Annotated in this window: 14 protein-coding genes; 7 read left to right on the top strand and 7 right to left on the bottom strand. The window is 70.7% G+C overall.

What is annotated here, in order from left to right:
* Window positions 1–341: 341 nt before the first annotated feature.
* From ACIBO2_RS03220 to ACIBO2_RS03200, 5 genes are read right to left on the bottom strand one after another with little or no spacing between them, the layout of a single operon-like run.
* The gene (locus ACIBO2_RS03220; RefSeq protein ID WP_358536287.1) at window positions 342–1,607 is read right to left on the bottom strand and encodes an ABC transporter substrate-binding protein; all 1,266 of its coding nucleotides are present in this window, start codon (window positions 1,605–1,607) and stop codon (window positions 342–344) included.
* Between the two features lie 5 nt (window positions 1,608–1,612).
* The gene (locus tag ACIBO2_RS03215) at window positions 1,613–2,623 is read right to left on the bottom strand and encodes a branched-chain amino acid ABC transporter permease (RefSeq protein ID WP_397295092.1); all 1,011 of its coding nucleotides are present in this window, start codon (window positions 2,621–2,623) and stop codon (window positions 1,613–1,615) included.
* Window positions 2,620–3,501, bottom strand: a complete 882-nt coding sequence (locus ACIBO2_RS03210) for a branched-chain amino acid ABC transporter permease (protein ID WP_358536282.1) — start codon at window positions 3,499–3,501, stop codon at window positions 2,620–2,622. Before ACIBO2_RS03210 ends, ACIBO2_RS03215 begins: the two co-directional genes overlap by 4 nt.
* A 2-nt stretch (window positions 3,502–3,503) precedes the next feature.
* On the bottom strand, window positions 3,504–4,220 hold the full coding sequence (locus ACIBO2_RS03205; RefSeq protein WP_397295090.1) for an ABC transporter ATP-binding protein: 717 nt from the start codon (window positions 4,218–4,220) through the stop codon (window positions 3,504–3,506).
* Entirely contained in the window at window positions 4,217–4,975 is a 759-nt protein-coding gene (locus ACIBO2_RS03200; RefSeq protein ID WP_358536278.1) for an ABC transporter ATP-binding protein, read from the bottom strand. The genes ACIBO2_RS03205 and ACIBO2_RS03200 overlap by 4 nt, the downstream gene beginning before the upstream one ends.
* 183 nt (window positions 4,976–5,158) lie before the next feature.
* Here ACIBO2_RS03200 and ACIBO2_RS03195 point away from each other — a divergent pair, with 183 nt between their 5' ends.
* The 4 genes from ACIBO2_RS03195 to ACIBO2_RS03180 are packed head-to-tail and all read left to right on the top strand — an operon-like array spanning window position 5,159 to window position 9,690.
* Window positions 5,159–6,559, top strand: coding sequence for a helix-turn-helix domain-containing protein (locus tag ACIBO2_RS03195; RefSeq protein ID WP_358536276.1), 1,401 nt, complete (start codon window positions 5,159–5,161; stop codon window positions 6,557–6,559).
* A complete protein-coding gene (locus ACIBO2_RS03190) occupies window positions 6,546–8,027 on the top strand; it encodes a long-chain fatty acid--CoA ligase (protein ID WP_358536274.1) in 1,482 nt (493 codons plus the stop codon). The genes ACIBO2_RS03195 and ACIBO2_RS03190 overlap by 14 nt, the downstream gene beginning before the upstream one ends.
* A gap of 47 nt (window positions 8,028–8,074) precedes the next feature.
* Window positions 8,075–8,854 carry an SDR family oxidoreductase gene (locus ACIBO2_RS03185; protein WP_397295087.1) on the top strand — a complete coding sequence of 260 codons (780 nt, stop codon included), beginning with the start codon at window positions 8,075–8,077 and terminating at the stop codon, window positions 8,852–8,854.
* Window positions 8,851–9,690, top strand: coding sequence for a hypothetical protein (locus ACIBO2_RS03180; RefSeq protein WP_358536270.1), 840 nt, complete (start codon window positions 8,851–8,853; stop codon window positions 9,688–9,690). Before ACIBO2_RS03185 ends, ACIBO2_RS03180 begins: the two co-directional genes overlap by 4 nt.
* Before the next feature lie 87 nt (window positions 9,691–9,777).
* On the opposite strand, the gene ACIBO2_RS03175 is transcribed toward ACIBO2_RS03180, so the two are convergent.
* Entirely contained in the window at window positions 9,778–11,916 is a 2,139-nt protein-coding gene (locus ACIBO2_RS03175) for an alpha/beta hydrolase-fold protein (RefSeq protein ID WP_397295085.1), read from the bottom strand.
* 187 nt (window positions 11,917–12,103) lie between these two features.
* Here ACIBO2_RS03175 and ACIBO2_RS03170 point away from each other — a divergent pair, with 187 nt between their 5' ends.
* The 3 genes from ACIBO2_RS03170 (at window position 12,104) to ACIBO2_RS03160 (ending at window position 19,714) form a co-directional block, all read left to right on the top strand.
* Window positions 12,104–12,916 (top strand): SAM-dependent methyltransferase, encoded by an 813-nt coding sequence (locus tag ACIBO2_RS03170; protein WP_397295084.1) that lies wholly within the window; start codon window positions 12,104–12,106, stop codon window positions 12,914–12,916.
* 123 nt (window positions 12,917–13,039) lie between these two features.
* Window positions 13,040–17,302 carry a HAMP domain-containing protein gene (locus tag ACIBO2_RS03165; RefSeq protein ID WP_358536266.1) on the top strand — a complete coding sequence of 1,421 codons (4,263 nt, stop codon included), beginning with the start codon at window positions 13,040–13,042 and terminating at the stop codon, window positions 17,300–17,302.
* A 45-nt stretch (window positions 17,303–17,347) separates the two neighbouring features.
* Window positions 17,348–19,714 carry a SpoIIE family protein phosphatase gene (locus ACIBO2_RS03160; protein ID WP_358536264.1) on the top strand — a complete coding sequence of 789 codons (2,367 nt, stop codon included), beginning with the start codon at window positions 17,348–17,350 and terminating at the stop codon, window positions 19,712–19,714.
* Between the two features lie 78 nt (window positions 19,715–19,792).
* Here the strand turns inward: ACIBO2_RS03160 and ACIBO2_RS03155 are convergent, their stop codons facing one another.
* Window positions 19,793–20,584 (bottom strand): SigB/SigF/SigG family RNA polymerase sigma factor, encoded by a 792-nt coding sequence (locus ACIBO2_RS03155; RefSeq protein WP_358536262.1) that lies wholly within the window; start codon window positions 20,582–20,584, stop codon window positions 19,793–19,795.
* Between the last annotated feature and the right edge of the window lie 50 nt (window positions 20,585–20,634).

The following is a 20,634-nucleotide window of genomic DNA, read 5'->3' as shown; positions in this document are numbered from 1 at the left end:
GTCTCACTTGCACCCGTCACTGGACGCGACCTTGTTGTCAGCTTTGGCGCGGCTTCTTTGATGCTGAGCGATCGCCTGTGGAAGCTGGGTGGGCTCGCTCCGGTCAGGGGGCCGCTTGCGTTTGGAAGGCGCCCGAGCGATTAGCGAGGACCATGCTTTTGTGGGGGTGTGGGGGGCGCTGCCCCCCACTAGGCGCAGCCCGAAGCCCAGTGCGCGAAAGCGCTCCAAAAGCGAAGGCCCACGCTTGTGAAGGTGGGGGCGTGGGGGGCGTTGCCCCCCACTGGACGCAGCCCGAAGCCGGCAGCGCGACAGCGCCCCCCGAAAGCGAAGGCCCATGCTTGTCAGCCGGTCAGCGGTCCGAACTCCTTGCGGGTGTCGATGACGTTCCCGAACAGCTCCCACCGTTCGCCCTTGAACTTCATCAGCTGCATCGACTCGATCGGGAAGCCGTCATCGGCGGCGGTGTTCATCGTCACCCCGGGCAGCAGCATGTTGATCTGCACGTTGCTCAGGCTGCGCATCGCGTCGCGCAGCCCCTCGCGGGTCGGGCACTTCGCGGCCGACATCGTCTTGTTGAAGGAGTCGGCCACCGCCCAGCCGAAGGTGAAGAACGGCACGTTCGGGTCGGTGCCCGGCGCGTACTGCGCCATCTTCGCCTTGTAGAGCTTCATCTCCGCGTCGTCGTTCCACGTCGCGTCCCTGGGGTCCTTGTAGTAGGTGGAGGACACGACGCCCTGGACGTTCTCGAAGCCGACGGGCTTGAGCACAGTGATCGAGGCGGAGACGTTGTTGAGGATGTGCAGCGGGTTCCAGGTGGTGTTCTTGGCGTCGGCGGCCAGCGCCTGCGAGCCGAACTTTGGTGTGGTGATGTTGAGGAACACATCAGCCTTGGATCCGGCGAGGTTGCGCATCTGCGGGTCGACGCTCGGGTCGGTGACCTCGTAGCTCTGCTCGCCGACGACGGTGATCCCGCTGCCCTCGATGGCCCGCTTGAAGCCGCCGAACAGGTCCTTGCCGAAGTCGTCGTTCTGGTAGAGCACCGCGACCTTGGCGTTGGACTTCTCCTTCTTGAGGTATTGGGCGTAGACGCGAGCCTCGGAGATGTAGTTGGGCTGCCAGCCGATGGTCCACGGGTGCTTGGTGTCGGTGCCCCACTTCGAGGCGCCGGTCGCGACGAAGATCTGCGGCACCTTCTGCTGGTTGGTGTAGTCCCAGGTCGCCGTCGTCGAGGGGGTGCCCAGCGTCTGGAACAGCGCGAACACCTGCTCCTGCTCGACGAGCCGGCGGGCCTCCTCGACCGCCTTGGGCGGCTGGTAGCCGTCGTCCCGGACCACGAACTCGACCTTGCGCCCGCCGATGCCGTTCTTCTCGGCGTTGGTGTAGTCGAAGTACGCCTTGATGCCCTTGGGGATGTCACCGTACGCGGAGGCGGGTCCCGACAGCGGGTAGATGCCGCCGAGTTTGATGCTCTTGTCGGTGATGCCGGTCGTCTGCTGGCCCTGGCACGGCCCCGACGCCGTGGTGCCCGGCTCGGTCCCGCCCCGCCCCCCGCAGGCCGCCACCGCGGCCAGGAGCATCGCCGTACAGCCGATAACGGATACGCGCATGCCTGTTACTCCTTCCGGAGGGTCTTCTTGATCGAGTACGCCGCGCGGCCCGCCAGCCCGGCCAGGCCGGTCGGGGCGACGTACATCACCGCGATGATCAGCAGGCCGAAGACGACGCCGGGCGCGGCGTCGTTCACGCTCTGGGAGATGCTCGGTACGAACATGACGAACAGCCCGCCCAGCAGCGGCCCCCAGTACGAGCCGAGGCCGCCCACGACGAGGCCGGCCAGCAGCGTGATCGAGAGCGTGACGACGAAGGAGTCCGGCGAGACGAACCCGATCACCCACGTGTAGAGGCAGCCCGCGATCCCGGCGAGCATCGCGCTCCAGGCGAAGGAGAGCGTCTTGTAGAACGACAGTCGCACGCCCATGACCTCGGCCGCCGACTCGTTGTCGCGGATGGCGTGCAGCGCCCGGCCGACCCGCGAGCGCAGCACGCTGCGGGTCACCAGGAACGCCACGACGGCCACCGCCAGCGTGAGGAAGTACAGCCATTGGTCCTCGGCCAGTCCCGTCCACGCGGGCGGCGCCGGCTTGGCCAGTGTCAGCCCCATGGAGCCGCCGGTTACCGACTCGAACCGCTTGAGCAGCGGTACCAGGAAGATCGCGATGGCCAGGGTCACCAGGGCCAGGTAGAGGCCGCGCAGCCGGACGGCGGGCACGCCGAACGCCAGACCCAGCGCGAACGCCACCACGGCGGCGGCCGGCAGCGTGGCCGGGTAGGGCACGCGCCAGCTGTGCAGCAGGATGGCCGCGGTGTAGGCGCCGACGGCGAAGTAGGCGCCGTGCCCCAGCGAGATCTGGCCGGTGTGCCCGACGAGCAGGTTCAGCCCGAGCAGCGCCACCGCGTAGATCAGCACCATGGTGAACTGGAAGACCCGGAACGGCACCAGCTGGAAGGGCGCGTAGCAAGCCAGTACGAGCAGCAGAGCCACGGCGATCCAGCGCCAGTTCGCGGGCACCCGCCACCGCCCCTTCGCGACCGGCGAACCGGTCGCCTCCGCCGACTCGCTCATACCCGCTCCACCACCGCTCGCCCGAACAGCCCTTGAGGCCGCAGCAGCAGGACGCCGAGGATGATGACCAGCGGCACCCCGATCTTGAGATCCGATCCGATGAAGCCGACGTACGCCCCGGCCAGCGTCTCGGCCACGCCGACGATCAGGCCGCCCACGACCGCGCCCAGCGGGCTGTCGAACCCGCCGAGCGTCGCCGCCGCGAAGGCGTAGATGAGCACCCCGCCCATCAGGTTGGGGTCCAGGAAGAGCAGCGGCGCCACCAGCACGCCCGACACCGCGCCGACCGTGGCGGCCAGGCCCCAGCCGAGCGCGAGCGTCCAGCCCACCCGGATGCCGACGAGCCGGGCGGACTGCGGGCCGGCGGCCACCGCGCGCATGCCCAGGCCGATCTTGGTGTGCTGGAAGAGCAGGTACAGCAGGCCCATCACCACGGCGACGACGCCGAGGATGCCCAGCGTCGAGTACCCCACGCTGACGCTCCCTGCCGTGAGCGCGCCCTCAGGGAACGGGTTGGGGAAGTCCTTGATGGTGAAGGACCAGATCCACCCGGCGGCGGCGTTCACGAAGATGAACAGCCCCACGGTGACGATCACCACGGTCAGCTCGGGAGCGCCTTCGACCGGGCGGATGATCACTCGCTCGATGAGCATCCCGCCCGCGAACGACACCACGAGCGTGATGACCAGCGCCAGCCAGAACGGCAGCCCGGCGGCGGTGAACTGCCAGGCCAGGTAGGTGGAGAACATCGCCAGCTCGCCCTGGGCGAAGTTGACGATGCCGGTGAACTGGTAGATCAGCACCAGGGCCAGCGCGAGGCTGGCATAGATGGCACCCGCGCCGAGCCCCTCGACGACCTGCTGCAGGAAGCCGGCCATGGCTAGACCCGGTATCCGAGGTAGGACTGGGCGACCTGCTCGTCCGCCCTGATCTGCTCCGCCGTGCCCGACAGCACGATCCGGCCGGTCTCCAGGACATGCGCCTGCTGGGCGATGCCGAGGGCGAGATGGGCGTTCTGCTCGACGACGACCACGGTGGTCCGCTCCTGTTCGTTGATCGCCCGCACGATGCGGAACAGCTCCCGGGTGACCAGCGGCGCCAGGCCCAGTGACGGCTCGTCCAGCAGGAGCAGCCGGGGCCGCAGCATGAGCGCGCGGCCGATGGCCAGCATCTGCTGCTCGCCGCCGCTGAGGCTGCCCGCCGTCTGCCGCAATCTGGGCTTCAGCGCCGGGAAGTAGGTGTAGATGCGGTCGAGGTCGGCGTCCACGCCGGTTCTGCCCCGGCGTACGTAGGCGCCCAAGCGCAGGTTCTCCTCGACGGTGAGCGGCATGAACGTGCCGCGCCCCTCGGGCACGTGGGCGACACCGCGCCGGGCTATGGCGTCCGGGGAGCGGCCGGTCAGCTCCGTCCCGCCGAGCCGGACGCTGCCGCGCCCCCGGACCATGCCGGACAGCGCCCTCAGCAAGGTTGTCTTGCCGGCGCCGTTCGGCCCGAGTATCGCGCAGATCTCCCCCGCGCCGACCGCCAGGCTCAGCCCGTGCAGCACCTTCGCGTCGCCGTATCCGGCGACCAGGTCCGTCACCACCAGTTCGCTCATACGGCGGTCCCCAGGTACGCCTCGATGACCCCGGGATCGCGCTGGACCTCCGCCGGAGCTCCTTCGGCGATCTTGCGGCCGAAGTCCAGGCAGACGATCCGGTCGCAGATTCCCATGACGAAGCCCATGTGGTGCTCGACCACGACCATGGTCAGGTCGTACTCGTCGCGGATGGCGCGCAGGACGCCGGCGAACTCCTCGACCTCCGCCGAGCTCAGCCCGTTCACCGGCTCGTCGAGCAGCAGCAGTTCGGGGCGGCCGACCAGCGCCCTGGCCAGCTCCACCCGCTTGAGCGTGCCGAACGGGAGCCCGGCGGCCGGATGGTCGGCGACCTCGCTCAGCGCCAGCCGCTCGAGCACCGCGTCGGCCTCGGCGCGCAGCCCGGCCTCCTCGCGGCCCACGCCGGGCAGGCGCAGGCCCGCCGTGAGGAAGCCGGCCCGGCCTCGGTGGTGCGCGCCGACCAGCGTGTTGTCGCGGACCGACATGCGCGGGAACAGGCCGAGGTTCTGGAAGGTCCGGGCGATGCCCAAAGCCGCGATCGCGTGCGGAGGTACGGCGAGCAGGTCCCGCCCCTCGTACGCGACCCGGCCCGCGTCGGCGTCGTGGCGGCGGGTCAGGCAGTTGAACAGCGTGGTCTTGCCCGCGCCGTTCGGCCCGATGAGCCCGACCATCTCGCCGCGCCGCACCGAGAAGCCCACGCCGTCGAGCGCCGTGATGCCACCGAATCGGACCGTGAGCTCGCTTACCTCCAGCACTCCGGCCTCCCGCTGACGGTGAGCGGCGAACAACGTGCTGAAAGCGTAGAAGTCACCCGTCCGGCACCACATTGGGCACGGTCACCCAAGATGCGTGCCGACTGTTGTCCGCCGGGCACAGGGTCTGTCTCGGACCGGTTACGACCTGTTGACCGCCTGGCAAAGTGCATGGATCATCCCGGCATGTCCGGTGGTTTCAGCACGGAAACGCTCACCGGTTCGGCGATGGTCCGCGTCCAACGCACGCGCATCCTCTCCGAGCTCCTCGATCATCTAGCCGACCTCGCCGACACAGCCGTACAGACGATGCGGGCCGAGATCCCCGCCTACGCGGCTCAGGACGAGAACTTCTTCGCCGACGTACGCGACCAAGTGGTCCGTCACTACCGCAGCAAGCTGGCCGTGATGCTCGAAGACCGCACGGCCACAGTCGACGACATCGCCTTCGCACGCCGGGCCGCCATGCGGCGGGCCAGGGCCGGGGTCGCCCTGGCCGACTACATCAACGCCTTCCGCGTCGGCCAGCGGGTCTTCTGGGGGTCGGTGCTGGAGCGGGCCGGCCACTCGGCCGCCGGCCACGAGGCCGCGCTCTCCCTGGCGGCCCCGATCATGCGTTACTGCGACTTCGCCAGTACGCACGCGGCCAACGCGTACATGGAGTTCCAGCGCTACGCGGCGGCGGAGGCCGTACACGAGAGCAGGGACCTGCTGGAGACCCTGCTGGCCGGCGGCGCGCCCACGCGCGGCGGGCAACTGGCCGCAGCCCAGGCGTACGGTCTGGGGTCCGAGACCCGCACGCCCCTGGTCGTGGTGATCGCGGTCCTGCTCGGGCCGCGCGCGCTCGTGACCAGCGGGAACCCGGTCGCCACGGGACCCGACCGCGGTGCGGACGCGCGGCACGCGGCCTGCGCGGCCATCTCCAGGGCCGGGGCGAACGGCACGCGGACGCTGTCGGTCGTACGGCAGTCGGAGATCGTCGCCATCCCCGCGCTCGGCCCCGGCGGCGACCCGGAGGAGCTGTGCGAGCGACTGCAGGCCGTGCGCGAGAGCCTCATGGGCGAGGGGATCGTGCTGGCGATGGGCATCAGCACGGTCGTCGCCGGGACGGCCGGGATCCCGCAGGCGTATGACGAGGCCCGTACCGTGCTGGAGTTCCTGCCGGAGGACGGCGGTGTGGCCGCGCTGCCGCGGCTGTCGCCGTTCCAGTACCTGGCGCTGAGGGCCGACGACACCGCCCGCCACCTGGTGGATCCGCGGATCACCGCGCTCCTGTCCGAGGACCGGGCGCGCGGCGGCGTGCTCACCGCCACGATCCGCGCCTTCGCCGCCGCCGACCTCAACCTGCGCGCCTCGGCCGAGCGGCTGCAGATCCACCCCAATACCGCTCAATACCGCCTGCGCCGCATCCAGGAGCGCACCGGTCGCAGCCTGCGCCGGATCAGCGACCTGCTCGACCTGCTCGTGGCGATCGCCCTGCACGACTCTCTGCCGCCCACCACCAACCTCGGGCGGCAAAGACTGGCCACCGTGACCGATGAGCGACGTGGGAGCGGGGACGTACGGTCGTTCCATGAATCTCGCTGACCGGCTCCACACCGTCGCCGATCGGCTCGGCGGGAGGACGGTTGTCACGCTCGACGACGAGGCGCTCACCTATGGCGCGCTCGACCTGATGAGCGCCCGCGTCGCCGCACTGCTGCGGCTGCGCGGGATCGGCGCGGGCGACCGGGTGGCGATCATGCTGCCGAACGTCCCGGAGTTCGCCGTCGTCTACTACGGGGTGCTGCGGATCGGGGCGGTCGTCGTCCCGCTGGATCCGCTGCTGCGCAGGCGGGAGATCGCCGCGTACGTCGGTGACTGCGGGGCCTGCCTGCTCATCGCCTGGCACGCCTTCGCGGAGACCGCCGAGGCGGGCACCGCCGGCACCCCGACCGACTGCTTCTTCGTCGTGCCGGGCGAGTTCCAGCGGCTGCTGCGCGGCCTGGCGGCCGAGCACGACGTCACCCCGCGCGCGGACGGCGAGACGGCGGTCATCCACTACACCTCCGGCACGACCGGCCGGGCCAAGGGCGTCGAGCTGACCCACGGCAACCTCGGCGGCAACGCCGCGGCCGTCGCCCGCATGCACGCGCTCGGGGTGGACGACGTCGTGCTCGGGGCGCTGCCGCTCTATCACTCCTTCGGGCAGACCTGCTCGCTCAACGCCACCGTCCAGGCCGGGGCGCGCCTCACGCTGCTGCGGCGTTTCGCGGCGGGCCGGGCGCTGGAGGTCATCCGGCGGGACGGCGTCACGGTCTTCCAGGGCGTGCCGACCATGTACATCGCGCTGCTCGACCATCCGGGCGCCTCCGACATGTCGCTGCTGCGCATCCTGGTCTCCGGCGGGGCGGCGCTGCCGCTGGACGTGCTGCGGGCGTACGAGCGGCGGTTCGGCTGCTCGATCGTGGAGGGCTACGGGCTCAGCGAGACCTCGCCCGTCGCCTCGTCCAACCGGGGCCGCAACGGCACCCGGCCGGGGTCGATCGGCCGCCCGATCAAGGACGTCCAGATGAAGGTGGTCGACGAGGACGGCGGCGAGGTGCCGACCGGCCACATCGGCGAGATCGTCGTCCGGGGCCCCAACGTGATGAAGGGTTACTGGAACAATCCGGCCGCCACCGCCGAGGCGATCCGCGACGGCTGGTTCCACACCGGCGACCTCGGCCGGGTCGACGAGGACGGGTTCTTCTTCCTGGTCGACCGCCGCCGCGACGTGATCATCCGGGGCGGCTACACCGTCTACCCGCGCGAGGTGGAGGAGGTCCTGTACGAGCATCCCGCCGTACGGCAGGCGGCGGTCATCGGGGTCCCCCACCCGGAGCTCGGCGAGGAGATCGCGGCCGTGGTGACGCTGCGCGCGCCGGTCGAGGCCGACGAGCTGCGGGCCTTCGTCAGGGAGCGGGTGGCGGCCTACAAGTACCCCCGGCACGTCACGTTCGCCGACGAACTGCCCATGAGCCCCACCGGCAAGATCCTCAAGCGCGCCATCGAGACGTTGACTCGCCACCGGTAATAGAACTACGTTCTGGATACCGGGCGGTCGGTTAGGAAGGTGGCTTCATGCGGGTGCGGGACAAGGTCGTCGTCGTCACGGGGGCGGCGAGCGGGATCGGCCGGGCCATGGCGCTCAGGTTCGCCACGGAGGGGGCGGCCGGAGTGGTGGTCGCCGACCTCGACGAGGCGGGCGCGGGCGCGGTGGCCAAGGAGATCGGCGACCGGGCCGTGGCCATACGGACCGACGTGTCGGTGGAGGCCGAGGTGGCCGCGCTGGCGGAGACGCCCTTCGGCCCGCCCGATCTGTTCTGCTCCAACGCGGGCGTCATCGCCGGGCACGGGCTGGACGCCACCGACCAGGAGTGGGACAGCCTGTGGTCGGTCAACCTGCGGGCCCACGTGTACGCCGCGCGGGCGGTCGTGCCCGGCATGGTCGAGCGGGGCGGCGGCTACCTGCTCAACACCTGCTCGGCGGCCGGACTGATCAGCTGCCCCGGCGACGCCCCCTACGCGGTGACCAAGGCGGCGGCCATCTCCTTCGCCGAGTGGGTCTCGATCCACTACGCGACCAAGGGCGTCAAGGTCAGCGTGCTGTGCCCGCAGGGCGTACGGACCGCCATGCTGGAGCGCGGCGTCGCGGAGGACCACCTGACGGCGCGCGCGGTCGGCGCGTCCGGGGCGATCCTCGACCCGGCCGACGTGGCAGGCACAGTGGTCGAAGGGCTGGCGGCGGAGCGCTTCCACATCTTTCCGCACCCTGAGGTGGCCGACTTCGCCCGCCGCAAAGCCGACGATCCCGACCGGTGGCTGGCCGGGATGGCGCGGTTCGTGGAGTCATTGTCATGAAGGGGGACGTGGACATGAAGGCGGCACGACAGGCTTGGCGGCGGCTGGAGCCGGTGCACGGGATGATCTACTTCGTCCCCGAGGGCCGGAAGCGGTACGCCGCGCTGGGGCTGAACGTCCGCTCCGGTTACTTCGCCTCGCGCGGGGCGGCGCTCGGCCGGGCCTCCGCCGAGCTGGTCATCGCGACCTTCTACAACTTCCACCCCGACCTCGTACGGAAGGCGCTGCCCGCCGCCTGGGACCTGGCGACGCCCGAGCAGGTGCTGGCCGCGCGGTACGAGGCGGCCGACGAGGCCCTGCGCCGGGCGGGCATCCACGAGCAGCCCGAGCTGGACACGGTCCTCGCGCTGGCCCGCCGCGCCGCCGAGGCCGCCTGCGAGCATCCGCAGGGCCGCCCGCTGTTCGCCGCGCACGCCGCGCTGGCCTGGCCGGACGACCCGCTGCTCCAGCTGTGGCACGCGCAGACGCTGCTGCGCGAGTTCCGTGGTGACGGGCACATCAGCACGCTGGTCACCGAGGGCGTCGGGCCGCTGGACGCGCTCGTGCTGCACGCCGCCAGCGGGGAGGTCCCGGTGGACTTCCTCAAGCTGAGCCGGGCCTGGCCGGAGCCGGAGTGGGCGGCCGCCGGGGAGAGCCTGCGCGAACGCGGGCTCCTCGACGGCCACACGCTCAGCGCCGAGGGCAAGACATTGCGCCAGCACATCGAGGCCCGCACCGACGCGCTGGCCCTGCCCGCCTACTCGGCGCTGGGCGAGGAGGGCTGCGAACGCCTCGCCGAGCTGGCCCGCCCCTTCGGCCGGGCCATCGTCGACGCGGGCCTCCTCACCCCGGGCTGACGCCAGCGCCCCTCCGAAGGCGCCCTTCCCCAAGCGGCCTCTTCGAGCCGGGCGGGCCGGGCGCCCAGCAGGCTGGGCACCCGGCGCTCACCCCTTGGCGGTGGGCAGGCCGGTGGCCGGGTCGATCGTGGTGGTGAAGACGTCGCCGTTGCCCGGTGCCTGGCCGCCGGTCGGTGTGCCGTAGGTCAGGCCGGAGACGGCCACCTGGCCCGACGGGGTGGCGGCGGCGTACAGGTTGACCTCGGAGAACGGGTCGACCCCGTCGTCACGGGCGGTGCCGAGCTGGGCGGCGGCCTGCTGCTTTCCCTTGCCGTCGAGCCGGACCGTCAGGACGTCGGCGGCGCCCGCCACCACACCTACCCGGCCCCGGGTGTACCCGGCCAGGGCGACCGCACCACCGGTCAGCGGCACCACGGCGGCGCCCTCGTCGGCGGCCGGGGTGGCGACGGTGGCCTGCCAGCGCGGCTTGCCCGCGCCCGTGTACGCCGCCGCGACCAGATCACCGCCGATGCCCCCGGTGGCGACCGCGAGGCCCGCCGTGGTGACGGTCACCGCGTTCAGCCGGTCGTCACCGGTGCCGCCCACCGTGGTGGCCCACTTCCGGGCCCCGGTGACGTCGTAGGCGGCGAGCCAGCCGTCGAGCCCGCCGAGCGCGGTCGTCCCCGGCAGTGCCGAGGTCGCGCTGCCGGTCACGTAGAGGTTCGTCCCGTCCGAGGCCACTCCATACGCCTTGTCCTCCCCCACCCCGCCGTACTGGCGGACCCAGGAGACCGCGCCGTCGGCGGACAGGCGGGCGACCAGCGCGTCCTTGTCCCCGCTGTTGGCCCCGTCGAGGGCGCCCTTGGTGTAGCCGGCCACGTAGGCGCCGCCGTCAGGGGCGGCGGCCAGGCCGTAGAGGCGGTCGGCCACGCCCGGCGCGCCGAACTGGGTGAGCCAGCGGACCGCGCCCTTCGCGTCGAGCCGGACCACGAACGCGTCGTCCGTGGTGTTGCCCGCGTGGTGGCCGTCCAGGTCGCCCTTGGTGTAACCGGCCGCGAGGACGCCGCCGTCGGGCAGCGCCGCGACGCCGTACAACCGCTCGTCGGCGGCGGTGCCGAGCTGCCTGGTCCAGCCGTTCGCTCCGCCGCGGACCAGCACCGCGTCGAGGCGGCCCGCGTACGGCTGGCCGCCGACGGGTCCGCTCGCCGCGAACCCGGTGGTCAGCGAGCCGTCGGCGTGGGCCGCGACACCACCGGCCCAGTCCTGGGCGGCCGTGCCGTACAGCGGGGCGGGCAGCCCGGCCGGCGGCGTGACGCTCAGCCCCGGGCCGAGCTCGGCCATCGCCTGCTCGAACGCGGGCGCCCAGACGCTCCAGTCGTGGCCGCCGTCGAGCACGCGCAGCTGCGCCGAGATCGCGGGCGAGCGCCGGGCCGCGTTGTAGAGCGCGGCGGACTCGAAGTCGAGGTCGTGCTGGGCGTCGGCGGGATCGGGGTTGGCGTACTCGTCGTCGCCGACGGCCACGAACAGCCGTACGGGCAGGTCCTGGTCGAGCTTGGGGAGCAGGGCGGGGTAGTTCGACTCCTCATACACCTTGTCGGCGAACTTCTCGCCGCCTTGACCGTAGGCGCCGTAGTCGCGCGTGGAGGAGTCGCCCGGCGGCAGCGGCGTGTAGACGGCCGGGCTGAGCACGATGGCGCTGCCGAACAGGTCCTGGTGGGCCAGCGCGAAGCGCAGCGCGCCCGAGCCGCCCATGGAGTAGCCGCCGACCATGCGGGCCTGGCGGATCGGCGCCGTGCGGTACGTCGCGTCCACATGGGCGACCAGGTCGCGGGTCAGCGCGGTCTCGACCGGCCGTCCTGGCAGGTCGGAGCCGGTGTAGCGGGAGTCCACGTACCAGCTGCCGCGCTCGCTCCACGGCGCGTCGGGCATGACGGCGATGAGCGGCGGTATCCGCCGGGTCCGGATCATCGCGTCGAGCGTGTCCTTGACCCGGGTCCACGCCTGCATCGTGTCGCCGCGGCCGTGCAGCAGGTACAGCACCGGGTAGCGATCGGTGCCTTTGGCGTAGCCGTACGGCAGGTAGAGGTTGTAGGCGATGTTCTCCCCCAGCGCAGCCGAGGGCGCGGCGGCCGTGGTGATCGTCCCGGTGCGGCCGGCTCGTACGCGTGCCTCTCCCGGTACGGCCAGCAGGACGACGAGGGCGAGGGCTATGAGCGCACCGACACCGCTCCATCGAGTTAAGGGCATCGGTCGCTCCCTGTAAACGTTTACCGAACAATCTGTCCGGTGGTGCAGGAGAGTTTCCTGGTGCCCTTTGATCCATGTCAAGTATTCAAATGATCACATGTCGTGATTCTTGCGATTTGCCAGTGAAATGACCTCTAGGCTGAGCCGAGATAAGCCCTCCTTTACCGCGACGACCTGGGGACCCCTGATGACCGAGGACGCGAACGACGACGTCATGGAGCAGCTCAGCCGCATAGACACCTCGGTGGCTCATCCGGCGCGCGTCTTCGACTACTGGCTCGGTGGCAAGGACCACTACGCCGCCGACCGCGAGACGGGCGAGCAGATCCTCGAGGTCATGCCGGAGCTGGCCATCATCGCCCGCGCCGAGCGGGAGTTCCTGGCCCGCGTGGTGCGGCACCTGGTCGTGGAGGAAGGGGTGCGTCAGTTCCTCGACATCGGCACCGGCATCCCGTCGGCCGACAACACCCACGAGGTGGCCCAGGCCGCCGCGCCCGAGGCGCGCATCGTGTACGTCGACAACGACCCGATCGTCCTGGCCCACGCCCGCGCGCTGCTGCGCGGCACCGACGAGGGCCTGACCACGTACATCGACGCCGACCTGCGCGACCCGGAGACGATCCTGGAACACGCGGCCAAGGCGCTGGACTTCACCCAGCCGGTCGGGCTGATGCTGCTGGGCGTGGTGGAGTTCGTGCCGGACGACGAGCAGGCGTACACGGTCGTCGCCGAGCTGATGCGGGCGCTCCCTTCGGGCAGCTATCTGACCATCGCCTCCAGCGTGAGCAGCCCGGCCATGGACCGCGCCGCGGCCATCTGGAACGACAGCGGCGCCACACCCATCACGATCCGGACGACCGAGCAGCTCATGGAGTTCTACAAGGGGATGGAACTGGTCGAGCCGGGCATGGTGTCGCTGCCGAAGTGGCGCCCCGAGCCCACCACCCAATATCGCGGCCAGGAAGTGTCGCAATATGGCGCTGTCGGCCGCAAATCCTGACCATCTACCAGGGCATTAAGCCAGTTGCTTGACCGCTACTCGACGATGAGCACGATGTACTCGCCCGCTTGACTATTCTCCTGGTGAAGCTTTGACAATTGCAGGATCGACCCAGGGGTGAACATGAGTGACGCAGCGGGGGCCTCACGTTCGTCCGGACGTCCCAAGCGGACACGTGACGTCGGCGAGGTCGGCGAGCCGGAGCTCCGACAGCTGCTGGCCGGCCTGACCGCGGTCCGCGACGGCGACTTCGGCACCCGGCTGCCGGACGACGCCGACGGGCTGCTCGGGGAGATCGCCTCCGTCTTCAACGGCATGGTCGACCAGCTCTCGCTGTTCACCTCCGAGGTGACCCGCGTCTCCCGCGAGGTCGGTACCGAAGGGCGGCTCGGCGGTCAGGCCGAGGTGCCGGCCGTGTCCGGCACCTGGAAGGACCTCACCGAGTCCGTCAACGCCATGGCCGGCAACCTCACCGACCAGGTACGCAGCATCGCCCAGGTGACCACGGCCGTGGCCCGGGGCGACCTGTCGCAGAAGATCACCGTCGCCGCCCGCGGCGAGATCCTGGAGCTCAAGAACACCGTCAACACCATGGTCGACCAGCTGTCCTCCTTCGCCGACGAGGTCACCAGGGTGGCCCGCGAGGTCGGCACCGAGGGCGAGCTGGGCGGCCAGGCCGACGTCAAGGGCGTGGCGGGCACCTGGCGGGACCTGACCGACTCGGTGAACTTCATGGCCGGCAACCTGACCGCCCAGGTACGCAACATCTCGCAGGTGGCCACCGCCGTGGCGCGCGGCGACCTGTCGCAGAAGATCACCGTCGCCGCCCGCGGCGAGATCCTGGAGCTCAAGAACACCCTCAACACCATGGTCGACCAGCTGTCCTCCTTCGCCGACGAGGTCACCAGGGTGGCCCGCGAGGTCGGCACCGACGGACGGCTCGGCGGCCAGGCCGACGTCAAGGGCGTCTCCGGCACCTGGAAGGACCTCACGGAGTCGGTCAACGTCATGGCCGACAACCTCACCGCCCAGGTACGCAGCATCGCCGAGGTCACCACCGCCGTGGCCAAGGGCGACCTGTCGCAGAAGATCCGGGTGGACGCCCGAGGCGAGATCCTGGAGCTGAAGGAGACCATCAACACGATGGTCGACCAGCTCTCGGCGTTCGCCGACGAGGTCACCAGGGTGGCCCGCGAGGTCGGCACCGAGGGCAACCTGGGCGGCCAGGGCACGGTTCGTGGCGTGTCGGGCACCTGGAAGGACCTGACCGACAACGTCAACGTCATGGCCTCCAACCTGACCAGCCAGGTACGCAGCATCGCCCAGGTCGCCACCGCGGTGGCCAAGGGCGACCTGTCGCAGAAGATCACCGTCGAGGCCAAGGGCGAGGTCGCCGCGCTCGCCGAGACCATCAACACGATGGTCGACACCCTGTCCGCCTTCGCCGACGAGGTCACCCGAGTCGCCCGCGAGGTCGGCACCGAAGGCCAGCTCGGCGGCCAGGCCCGGGTCCCGAACGTGGCCGGCACCTGGAAGAACCTCACCGACAACGTCAACTCGATGGCCGACAACCTGACCAACCAGGTACGCAGCATCGCCCAGGTGACCACGGCGGTGGCCAAGGGCGACCTGACCCGCAAGATCGATGTCGACGCGCGCGGCGAGATCCTGGAGCTCAAGACCACCATCAACACGATGGTCGACCAGCTGTCCTCCTTCGCCGCGGAGGTCACCAGGGTGGCCCGCGAGGTCGGCAGCGAAGGGCGGCTGGGCGGCCAGGCCGAGGTCGAAGGGGTCTCCGGCACCTGGAAGCGGCTGACGGAGAACGTCAACGAGCTGGCCGGCAACCTCACTCGCCAGGTCCGCGCCATCGCCGCGGTGACCAGCGCGGTCACCTCGGGCGACCTGACGCGCTCCATCACCGTGGACGCGGAAGGAGAGCTCGCCGACCTCAAGGACAACATCAACTCGATGGTGGAGTCGCTGCGCGAGACCACGCGGGCCAATGAGGAGCAGGACTGGCTCAAGTCCAACCTGGCCCGCATGTCCGGGCTGATGCAGGGCCATCGCGACCTGGCCACGGTCGCCGAGCTGGTGATGGACGAGCTGGCACCGCTGGTCTCGGCCCAGTACGGGGCCTTCTTCCTGGCCGAGGAGACCGAGCTGCAGCTCATCAGCGCGTACGGATTCGCCGCCGACCCCGAGCGGCCGATCCGGTTCCGCATCGGTGAGGCGCTGGTCGGCCAGGCGGCGCGCACCCACAAGACCATCGCCATGACCGACATCCCGGCCGACTACATCACCGTCTCCTCCGGGCTCGGGCGCACGGCCCCCGTCTCGGTGGTCGTGCTGCCGATCGTGGCCGAGGAGCAGGTGCTCGGCGTCATCGAGCTGGCCTCGGTCTACGCCTTCACCCCGGTCCACCGGGCGTTCCTCGACCAGCTGATGGAGACCATCGGCGTCAACCTCAACACCATCGTGGCCAACGCCCGTACCGACGAACTGCTCGTGGAGTCGCAGCGGCTCACCGTCGAGCTGCAGACCCGCTCGGCGGAGCTGCAGAACCAGCAGGAGGAGCTCCAGCGCTCCAACGCCGAGCTGGAGGAGAAGGCGACGCTGCTGGCCACCCAGAACCGCGACATCGAGACCAAGAACCTGGAGATCGAGCAGGCCAGGCAAGAGCTGGAGGAGCGGGCCCAGCAGCTCTCGCTGGCCTCCAAGTACAAGAGTGAGTTCCTGGCCAACATGAGCCACGAGCTGCGCACCCCGCTCAACTCCCTGCTCATCCTGGCCCAGTTGCTCTCCCAGAACCACACCCGCAACCTCACGGCCAAGCAGGTCGAATACGCGGGCATCATTCATTCGGCCGGCTCCGACCTGCTGCAGCTGATCAACGACATCCTCGACCTGTCCAAGGTCGAGGCCGGCAAGATGGACATCAACCCCGAACGCGTGTCGCTGCGCCAGCTGCTCGACTACGTCGAGGCCACCTTCCGGCCGATGACCACGCAGAAGAGCCTGGACTTCCTGATCACCACCATGCCGGGTGTGCCGACCGAGCTGCTCACCGACGACTCGCGGCTGCGCCAGGTGCTGCGCAACCTGCTCTCCAACGCGGTGAAGTTCACCGAGACGGGCCGCGTCGAGCTACGGATCGAACCGGCCGGCCCGGCCGAGCTGCCCGTTCAGGCGCGTCCGCACGGCGCGGCCGTGGCCCTGCGGGTCATCGACACCGGCATCGGCATCCCCGAGCAGCAGCTGGAGGTGATCTTCGGCGCGTTCCAGCAGGCCGACGGCACCACCAGCCGCAAGTACGGCGGCACCGGGCTGGGCCTGTCGATCAGCCGCGAGATCGCCTACCTGCTCGGCGGCGGCATCACCGCGCAGAGCACCCCGGGGCAGGGCAGCGTCTTCACGCTCTACCTGCCGATCGCGCGCCCCGACTTCGAGGACTACTCCGCCCCCGAGACCAAGCCGCTGCCGTCCGCCGCCAGGCAGAGCCTGCCCGCCGCGCCCGTGGTGCCGCAGCAACGGCGGCTCCTGATCATCGAGGAGCGGCAGCGCGGGCTGCTGTCCCTGGTCGCCGAGAGCGTCGTGACCGACCTGGCCAACACCCGCGACCTGGCCCACCTCCACGGGAGCGTCGAGGTGGTCACCGCCGCGGGTGCGGAGGAGGCCGCCGCCACGCTCGCCGCCGAGGCGTGCCACTGCATCGTCCTCGACATCGACATGCCCGATATGGCGGCGTACGGCCTGCTGGAGGCCATGGACGGCGACCCCGCGCTCCAGCAGGTGCCGGTCCTGGCCTACAACAACTGGCGCACCAACCCGCAGCAGGAGGCGACGCTTCAGGCCCGCGCCAGCAACCGGCCGCTGGAGCTGCTGTCCAGCCTCGACGAGCTGCGCGAGCGCATCGCCCTGCACCTGACCGCCGACCAGCCGAGCGACGTGCTCCCCCTGGTCCGGCCGGCCAACGTGGGCGTGCCCGCCGGACGGGAGGTCGACAACACGCTGGCCGGGCGTACGGTGCTGGTGGTCGACGACGACGCCAGGAACCTGTTCGCGCTCACCAGCATGCTGGAGATCCACGGCATGAACGTGCTGCACGCGGAGAACGGCCGCAAGGGCATCGACACGCTCATCGCCCACCCGGAGACCGACCTCATCCTGATGGACGTGATGATGCCGGAGATGGATGGCTATGCCGCCACGGAGGCGATCCGGGCCATGCCTCAGTACAACGGTCTGCCCATCATCACGGTGACGGCCAAGGCCATGCCGGGCGACCAGGAGAAGTCACTCGCGGCGGGAGCGAGCGACTACGTCACCAAACCGGTCGACTCCGACCATCTCATCGAGGTGATCCAGCGCTGGATGAGCTCCTAGCGCAGTCCGCCGGGCAAGCACGTGTCCATCCCCAGGAGTCCCACCTTGCAACCAGCACAGCAGCCTGGCACCGCCCGTGCGGAGGCTTCGGCCGATGACGCGAACGTAGGGCGGCTGGCCGCCACGATCGAACGGCTGCGCAAGGAGATCCAGGACGCCCACCTGGCCGCCGACGGGCGCGCCCTGATCGAGCTGGCCAAGGGCGTCCTGGTCGAGCGGCTGCGCTGCGGCCCCGCCGAAGCCGCCCGCCAGCTCACCACGCTCGCCGAGCAGGCCGGGATGTCGCAGCTGGAGCTGGCCTCGGTCATCATCGACCAGGCGGCGCAGGACCGCATCAGCGAGACGGCCGGTGAGTTCCTGCGCTTGGCGGCGGCGGACCACCACCGTGCGCGCCACTCCGTCTCCCTGCGGCTGCGCGCCGCCGAGAGCGGCGCGCTCGACGCGACCGACACCCAGGCGGTCGCCGAGTCGCTCCTGGAGCACGCGCTGGCGCCGCTCGGCGCGACGACGGTCGCCGTGTGGGCCGCCGGTCCCGACGCCTCGCTCAGCCTGGCCGGTTACGCGGGGCTCAGCGCCGAGGAGGCCATGCGGTGGCGGTACGTCCCTCCCGGCGTGGCCACCCCGGCTCGCCAGGCTCTCACTGAGCGCCGGACCGTCTGGTTCCCGGCCCTGCGCGAGGCCGGCCTGCCCACCATCGGGCACCGGCAGGCGGCCGAGGGCGGGCGGGTGACGGTGCCCGCCGGTACGGGCGGCCGCATCCTGGGCGTTCTGGAGATCGGCTGGCCGCACGACCTGGAGCCGCAGCCGCCGCAGATAGAGCGGCAGATCGAGGCGCTGGCGGACCTGTGCGCCCACACGCTGGACACGTTCGCGCCGGGCGGGCCCGCGTCGCCCGACCCGGCCTTCTCCGAGCTCGTCGACCTGGCCGACGGGCTGCACGATCCCGCCCTGGTGCTCTGTCCGCATCTCGACAGCGGCGGCAGGCTGACCGATTTCCGCATCGTGCACGCCAACGGCCGGTTCGCCGACCCGGCCGGGCGTCCGCGCCACCGGGTGACCGGGGCGCTGCTGCTGGAGGCGTACCCGCTGGCGGCCGAGAACGGCGGGCTGTTCGCCAGGGTCGAGCACGTACACGCGACCGGCGAGCCGTTCCGCACCGACCGCATGACCCTCGACACCCTGGTGGACCAGGTACGGCTGAGCACCGAGGCCGGCGTCAGCGCCACCCGCCACGGTGACTGCGTGCTGCTCATCTGGCGGCCGCAGGACGAACGGGCGCGGCTGGCCGGCATCCTGCAGCACGCCCAGCGTCTGGGCCGCATCGGCGGCTTCGAGGAGAACGCGCTCACCGGCCGGGTCACCTGGAACGACCAGCTCTTCGCCCTGTACGGCCTGTCTCCCGGCGACGAGCCGATCCCCCTCGAACGGCTGCGCGAGCACGCCCATCCCGACGACGAGACCGGCATCGGCCGGTTCCTGCGCACCGTGCTGCACCATCGGCGCTCGGCTTCGACGGCGTTCCGGCTCCAGCGGCCCGACGGGATCGCCCGGCACATCCGCGTGGTGGCGGAGCCGGTTTTCGGGGCCGATGACCGGTTGCTGGCCGTACGCGGTGCCTATCAGGACATTTCATCTCAGCACTGGACCGAGGTGGCGCTCGCCGCGACCCGCGACCAGCTCGCCCACAGCGAGCAGCAGACCGCCGAGAGCAACCGCCTGGCCCTGCAGCTGCAGCGGGCCATCATGCCGTCGACGCACGAGACGACGGACGCCTTCGGGCTGCGGATCGCCGTCCGCTACCGGCCCGCCGAGGAGGAGCACCTGGTCGGCGGCGATTGGTATGACGCCGTCGTACTGCCGTCCAAGCACGTGCTCCTGTCCGTGGGCGACGTGGCCGGACACGGCATCCAGGCGGCCACGGGCATGGTCGTGTTGCGCAATGCCCTGCGCGGGCTGGCCGCCACCGGCGCGGGGCCCGGCCAGCTGCTGACCTGGCTCAACCTCGTCGCCCACCATCTCACCGACAGCGTGACCGCGACCGCGATCTGCGGCCTGTACGACCCGCGGACCAAGGTCCTGCGCTGGGCCCGCGCCGGGCACCTGCCGCCGCTCCTGGTCCGGGGGACGAACGCGGCGGAGCTGCCGATGGTCCAGGGGCTGCTGCTCGGCGCGGTGTCGGAGGCGGCGTACGAGGAGGGGCAGCTGCAGCTCGAAGCCGGCGACACCCTGATGATGTACACGGACGGGCTCATCGAACGCCGGGACCGCGCCCTGCAGCACGCCCAGAAGCATCTGCTGGTCATCGCCGGACAGCCGGCTCGGTCTCTCGACCTGCGGCTGGACCACCTGCTGACGCACTGCAACTCCGACACCGACGACGACACGTGCCTGATCGGTGTCGAGCTGCAGTGACGCCTGCTGTGGCGCCTGTGGTGACGCCGCTTCGGCCGGCGCGGTGTGGCGTCGGCCGAAGCGGCGTGACCGGGGACCTCAGTCCGACAGGCCCTTGCGCAGGTCGTCGAGGACCTTGCGCAGGATGCGCGAGACGTGCATCTGCGAGATCCCGAACTCCGCGGCGATCTCGGCCTGCGTCATGTTGCCGTAGAAGCGCAGCAACAGGATCTTCTTCTCCCGTACCGGCAGCGCGTCGATGAGCGGCTTGACGGCGTGCTTGTCGACCAGGGAGTCGAGCGATTCGTCGTGTTCGGGGATGACGTCGCCGAGGGAGGCGGAGTCGTCGTCGACACCCGTCGGGGCGTCGAGCGAGAGCGTGCTGTAGGCCGCCGAGGCGTCCATCGTGAGCAGCACATCCTCCTGGGAGATCTTCATCTTCTCGGCCAGCTCGGCGACCGTGGGGGCGCGCCCGAGGGTCTGGCTGAGGTCGGAGACGAGCTTGTTGAGCTCGGAGCGGCGCTCCTGGTAGACGCGCGGCACCCGGATGGCCCAGGTACGGTCCCGGAAGTGGCGCTTGACCTCGCCGGTCATGGTGACGACGGCGTAGCCCCTGAAGTCGTGGCCGAGCTCGGCGTCGAAGCCGTTGATCGCCTTCATGAGGCCGACGTAGGCGGCCTGGCGCAGGTCTTCGATGGGCTCGCCGCGGTAGCGGTAGCGGCGGGTGATGTCGTTGGCCAGCCACTCGTGCATTGCTACGAGACGCTCGCGGATCCGTACCTTGTCGAGCTCGGAGGTCTCCGGCTTGACCATTTCGACCAGGAGTTGTTCGGCGGTCATCTCGCTGAGCACGAGTGCCTGAGGCTGAGCGTGAGCCTGCTGGACGGTCATTCCTGCTCCTCATATCTACTGCAGGCGGTCCCGTCCAAAGACAAAAGCCC

Source organism: Nonomuraea sp. NPDC050022 (assembly GCF_044460705.1).
Lineage (GTDB): Bacteria > Actinomycetota > Actinomycetes > Streptosporangiales > Streptosporangiaceae > Nonomuraea.
Note: the sequence above shows the minus strand (reverse complement) of the source record. Positions and strands in the feature narration are given on the sequence as shown.

Bases quoted from the DNA above. Each gene is read 5' to 3' on its own strand.
- ACIBO2_RS03220 (WP_358536287.1), bottom strand. From the start codon at position 1,607: ATGCGCGTATCCGTTATCGGCTGTACGGCGATGCTCCTGGCCGCGGTG.
- ACIBO2_RS03215 (WP_397295092.1), bottom strand. From the start codon at position 2,623: ATGAGCGAGTCGGCGGAGGCGACCGGTTCGCCGGTCGCGAAGGGGCGG.
- ACIBO2_RS03210 (WP_358536282.1), bottom strand. From the start codon at position 3,501: ATGGCCGGCTTCCTGCAGCAGGTCGTCGAGGGGCTCGGCGCGGGTGCC.
- ACIBO2_RS03205 (WP_397295090.1), bottom strand. From the start codon at position 4,220: ATGAGCGAACTGGTGGTGACGGACCTGGTCGCCGGATACGGCGACGCG.
- ACIBO2_RS03195 (WP_358536276.1), top strand. From the start codon at position 5,159: ATGTCCGGTGGTTTCAGCACGGAAACGCTCACCGGTTCGGCGATGGTC.
- ACIBO2_RS03190 (WP_358536274.1), top strand. From the start codon at position 6,546: ATGAATCTCGCTGACCGGCTCCACACCGTCGCCGATCGGCTCGGCGGG.
- ACIBO2_RS03185 (WP_397295087.1), top strand. From the start codon at position 8,075: ATGCGGGTGCGGGACAAGGTCGTCGTCGTCACGGGGGCGGCGAGCGGG.
- ACIBO2_RS03180 (WP_358536270.1), top strand. From the start codon at position 8,851: ATGAAGGGGGACGTGGACATGAAGGCGGCACGACAGGCTTGGCGGCGG.
- ACIBO2_RS03175 (WP_397295085.1), bottom strand. From the start codon at position 11,916: ATGCCCTTAACTCGATGGAGCGGTGTCGGTGCGCTCATAGCCCTCGCC.
- ACIBO2_RS03170 (WP_397295084.1), top strand. From the start codon at position 12,104: ATGACCGAGGACGCGAACGACGACGTCATGGAGCAGCTCAGCCGCATA.
- ACIBO2_RS03165 (WP_358536266.1), top strand. From the start codon at position 13,040: ATGAGTGACGCAGCGGGGGCCTCACGTTCGTCCGGACGTCCCAAGCGG.
- ACIBO2_RS03155 (WP_358536262.1), bottom strand. From the start codon at position 20,584: ATGACCGTCCAGCAGGCTCACGCTCAGCCTCAGGCACTCGTGCTCAGC.